Below are 4,535 nucleotides of genomic sequence, written 5' to 3'. Positions count from 1 at the left end.
AAGTTTTTGAAGGTTACAAAGAACAAGATATGCCTAAAGTTACAACCTTCAATTCAGAACCTTTTTGATACCAACCTGATACTGATGAACCTGTACAAAGCACGCATTAAAAACATGAGGGGGAATGCCATGACTTATGAAGCTAAATACCTTACGGAATTGATCAACCAGCTTGATGCACCAAAGAACATAAAAAAACTTTTTGACATTCAGCAGAAACAGGCTGAACTTGGAGGAGGATTTTATGGACTTATTCCCGACCCCATTAAGGGGTTGGAACAAATACCTATCCCGAGTACATCAACGAATTTTGCAGGACTTGTATCTTACCTTTTGTCGATAAGAGATGAGCAGCGAAGAACCATTGCCGATATGGGATTCCCGGTGAGTTTTTCAGGAGAGAATTATGTTCCTAAAGAGGTAAAACACTGTTCAAGAATAAAAATCAGTTTAGAACTTAGCACAATTCGTCATGTGTTGGAATTTTTTGCAAAAGAAAATCCAACTCTGAATGAAGCAAGAAAGATTGCCAATGGAGAAATCTTTACAGAAATGGTTAAGCATAGAAACTCTCTTGGTTATGTTCCTGGACCTGTATTTACGACAGAATTTCTAACTCAATTCTTGTTTTTAGGAGCAGTAAAAGAACCTATCTATAAAATTTGGAGATGGCTTAGCCCTTGGAACTTCTTCGACTTCGCAGATATTGCCTACAACAGAGCTGATTATGAAAGGATTCTGAATGAATTAGAAAAAAATCGGGAAAATATAGAGATGCGCATCTCTTCAAAAATTGAAAAATACGTACCTGAGAATTTTGAATTTAAGGAGCATTTCGTTTTCAGTGTTGGATGGGCTATAAGGGGTTGGGCAACTGGAAAATACGGTGGTATCAACATCGAACATATCAAAGACGATTACGATTTTTTGTTAGATACGATAGCCCACGAAACTTTCCACAGAATTCAGGCCATGCTCTATCCTGGGAATGAAGGAAAAGAGTTCAAAATATTTGAGAAGCCTTTGAAAGACAAAGCTATGGATGCTCTTTATAGGGCAATGACTTACGTATTTCTTGAAGGGACAGCAACATACATTCAGAAAGGAGGATTCTTAGAAGAAAATCTACCCGGTGTTCAAAAAGGCGTGGCCCTTTTCAAAGAATTGTACAAAACCGTTTTCCAATACAAAAAATACGAAAAACTCGAAGAATTACTAAATCGTGGCTTAAGATCTAATGGCCCTTTTTACGTGCTCGGGCACTATATGGCACATGTTATTGATAAGAAATTTGGAAATAGAGCTATTGCCAACTGTCTTGAAAAAGGAAGTCCAGAGTTTTTCAGGTTATTCATCGCCACAACTGAAGGCAAGATCTTTTCAAAAGAGACGCTAGCTGCTTTCCAAAAGATAGAGATTGCTTCATAATGAAGAATTTTAGGTTGTTTAGAAGCTTTGATAATTTTAAGGGGTTGACGATATGAGAAAAGTCATCTTTATCACATTTGGTGTTTTAGCAATCATAATTATTATTGCTATCGCTGCAATTTTCATAGCAAATATGAAATTCAACCAAAAAGTTGCAAAAGAAGTGAAAGAGCTCTTTGCTGGCATATCAGGGAGCGATGATAGTGTTATTCAAAGATCCAATTTAGAAAAATTGCCAATTCCTGTAAAGAAATGGCTTGAGTTTTCAAATATAGTTGGGAAAGAAAAAGTTACCTCCGTAAGGCTAAAGCAGAAAGCAGTTATGCGCTTAAAGGAAGCACAATCTTGGATGCCCGTTGAAGCGGAGCAATACTTCACGGTTAATGAGCCCGGATTCATCTGGAAAGCCAGGATAAAAGCAGCCCCATTGTTTCACATTGTGGGAAGGGATAAGTATTTTGAAGGTAAAGGAAGTATGCTCATTAAAGCCCTTTCTTTGATCAAAATTGCGGATTCCAGCGGAAAAGAAATAAATCAGGGCACATTGATACGATATCTAGCTGAAACAGTGTGGTTCCCCTCAGCGGCTTTGAACAGTTATATTACATGGGAAGAAATCGATGCAAGTTCAGCAAGGGCAACCATAGACTACAGAGGAATAACAGTATCAGGAGTGTTTAATTTTAATAATATAGGTGAAGTTACAAGCTTTGTCGCTAAAAGATACATGGAAAATAACGGAAAATACTCATTAGAAACATGGTTAGTTACTATGAGAAACTATAAAGAGCTCGATGGCATAAAAATCCCTACTGAGGGAAAAGTTGTGTGGAAACTCGAAACCGGGGATTTTACATGGTTTAAATTTGAGATCACAGAAATTGAATACAACCTGCCTGTTGTTTATTAAACACCACTGGAGGGATGAGAAATGAAAGTCAGGTTTGATTTTAAAGCAATTGATTTAATGATTGAAATGTTTCATGACGCAAAGAAAGGAACAGTTGTTAACCGCGATATGCTTGATAGGCTACTCTCCCATGATGCTTTGATACAGATGATAAAGCACTACAATAGACCTGAGGGGTTAAATGCTCATATTGTAATGAAAGATCTCAAGAATGTGTTCCTTAATCTCAATAAAAAGAAATTCTTCAGTGAAAACGATTTTCTCATTGAATTTCACAGGAATCTGCGGAGTAAGTTTGACGTTCTGGAAGAACTCGAAGATTTCCTTAGGCATCTTAAAGAGAAGCAAGAAGAGGTGACGAACTTCGCTCAAAAAAAATTACAACGCTTTTTACCCCAAGAAATTGATTTTAACCCCCGGATCTTCATCGTATTTACGGGTTATAGCGGTGGGTACTTTGTAGGAAACGATATCACCCTTGATCTTGAACACATTTCGAAATCATTAGACAAAGTAGCGAGTACAATTGCTCATGAACTCCATCATATCGCTTTCAACGGCATTTTAGAGAGCAAATTGCTTTCAAGGCAACTTCCTGCTAATAAGTACCTGCTTGCTGAACTTGTTGGCGGCCTAATGGGTGAAGGAATAGCCTATTACTGCGTTGGTGGAGACCCAGAAACCGGACATGTTGGATATGAAGATACTTCTAATTACCAGAACGACCTTAAGAAGTGGAAATCCTATTTCACGGAAGTAAACGCTGTTATGTTAAAACTGCTCAATAATGAACTGAACACAAAAGAATTTTTTGAATGGGTTTCAAAGCATATGAGTAAAACCTTTGGAGCAATAAACATGGTAGGCATTAAGACAGTCGAAGCAGTTTATCGAACAAAAGGAGATAAAGGAATACTGGAAGTAATCGCAGATCCTGCAGTTTATATTAGGGAGTATAATAATGCCGCAACTTACCTCAACGATGTGGAAAAAGCAAATTATCCTCTTTTTAATCATTGCCTGGAAGTGGTTTTTGCCCAATAGTGAATTTCCGCCCCGCCAAACCATTACCAAGGAGGAAAAAAGTGAGCAAAGTTATCAGAACGCTTTTAATCATTGCAGTAGGTTCAATTTTATATGTTATTACGTATCTTCTACTGAGAACGGGATTGAATTATCTTCCTGCTCTTTATCTCTGGAAAAACGCGAATCCTATACTGAATATCCATGGTTTAGAATTCTCAATTGCAGATATTTTCTATTTTGTCTTTGGATCGATAGTTACGGTTCACGGACTTATCAATCTTTTCTTGATAACGGAGGAAAACCATTCTGCACAGAACATGATAACCAGAAAGACAGAAAAGCTGATTACAACAGGTTTTTATTCCAAAGTCAGACATCCCATGTATGGAACTTTCGTCATAATATATCTGGGGATGTTTTTGTCTATACGTTCTTTGTGGGGGGTATTTATCGTGCTGATAATAGGCATAATTCAATTTTTCAACACAAAGCTTGAAGAAAAAAGACTTATAAAAACCTTTGGCGAAGAATATAGAAAATATATTCAAAAAGTTAAAAGCAAGCATTTCATACCGATTTATAGGATATATATAGTGATAGGTGCAATAGCCACTTTATTGGGTCTTGTACAAAAGGGTATAAGATAGAGTTTGCCAAGCTCTATACCCTGGCCCCTAATTCATTTCGTTGTATATTGTCGTGCTGATATCGGTTCATATTTACCCCCTAAGAATATTGTACAAAGAGGTGTTAAGCAATCTAGCAATAGCCAGACGCCTTGGCATTGCTCCCAACACCGTAGACAAATATCTTTAAAAGGTGTAAAAACGACCAACGGAAACGCGAAAAGTTGGAAGGAGTGTGTGATTTGAAAGCAGGATTAGTTGTCAGCACAGTTGTCATTAGAAATGGTAAATTATTAATGGTTCAAGAAGGCAAGGCACCCGCCAAGGGGTGTTGGAATTTACCTTCAGGTAGGCTGGAAAGCAACGAAAGAATTACTGAAGGGGCTATAAGGGAGACTTTTGAAGAAACTGGCTATAGTGTTTCTCTGATAGGGTTGACAGGTATCTACATCTTTGACAGCGAAACGGGGACCAGGCTCATAAGGTTCAACTTCAAGGGAGAAGTCATAGGGGGCGCGAACCTGTTTACAATCACAAAGAGATAT

The 4,535-nt window shown here is 37.7% G+C and carries 5 protein-coding genes and 1 pseudogene; all 6 read left to right on the top strand.

Annotated features, from left to right (window positions below; translation table 11 throughout):
- Positions 1 to 1,428: DUF5700 domain-containing putative Zn-dependent protease (locus AC3LHT_RS09100; protein WP_488662665.1), on the top strand; the 1,428-nt coding region annotated here is incomplete at its 5' end.
- A 52-nt stretch (positions 1,429 to 1,480) separates the two neighbouring features.
- On the top strand, positions 1,481 to 2,338 hold the full coding sequence (locus AC3LHT_RS09095) for a DUF6544 family protein (RefSeq protein WP_290646358.1): 858 nt from the start codon (positions 1,481 to 1,483) through the stop codon (positions 2,336 to 2,338).
- A gap of 21 nt (positions 2,339 to 2,359) precedes the next feature.
- On the top strand, positions 2,360 to 3,382 hold the full coding sequence (locus tag AC3LHT_RS09090; protein ID WP_488662664.1) for a DUF5700 domain-containing putative Zn-dependent protease: 1,023 nt from the start codon (positions 2,360 to 2,362) through the stop codon (positions 3,380 to 3,382).
- Between the two features lie 41 nt (positions 3,383 to 3,423).
- Complete coding sequence (locus AC3LHT_RS09085) at positions 3,424 to 4,011, top strand: methyltransferase family protein (RefSeq protein ID WP_488662663.1); 588 nt, start codon at positions 3,424 to 3,426, stop codon at positions 4,009 to 4,011.
- Positions 4,012 to 4,063: 52 nt separating this feature from the next.
- Positions 4,064 to 4,177: pseudogene (locus AC3LHT_RS09080) on the top strand (IS21 family transposase); the annotation flags it as partial.
- A gap of 55 nt (positions 4,178 to 4,232) precedes the next feature.
- Positions 4,233 to 4,535 (top strand): NUDIX domain-containing protein (locus AC3LHT_RS09075; RefSeq protein WP_488662662.1); only part of this gene is annotated, 303 nt, incomplete at its 3' end.

This window comes from Kosmotoga sp., assembly GCF_982836095.1.
Note: the sequence above shows the minus strand (reverse complement) of the source record. Positions and strands in the feature narration are given on the sequence as shown.

What these genes read in the sequence shown, in the direction of transcription:
- AC3LHT_RS09095 (WP_290646358.1), top strand. Translation starts at nt 1,481, where the DNA reads ATGAGAAAAGTCATCTTTATCACATTTGGTGTTTTAGCAATCATAATT.
- AC3LHT_RS09090 (WP_488662664.1), top strand. Translation starts at nt 2,360, where the DNA reads ATGAAAGTCAGGTTTGATTTTAAAGCAATTGATTTAATGATTGAAATG.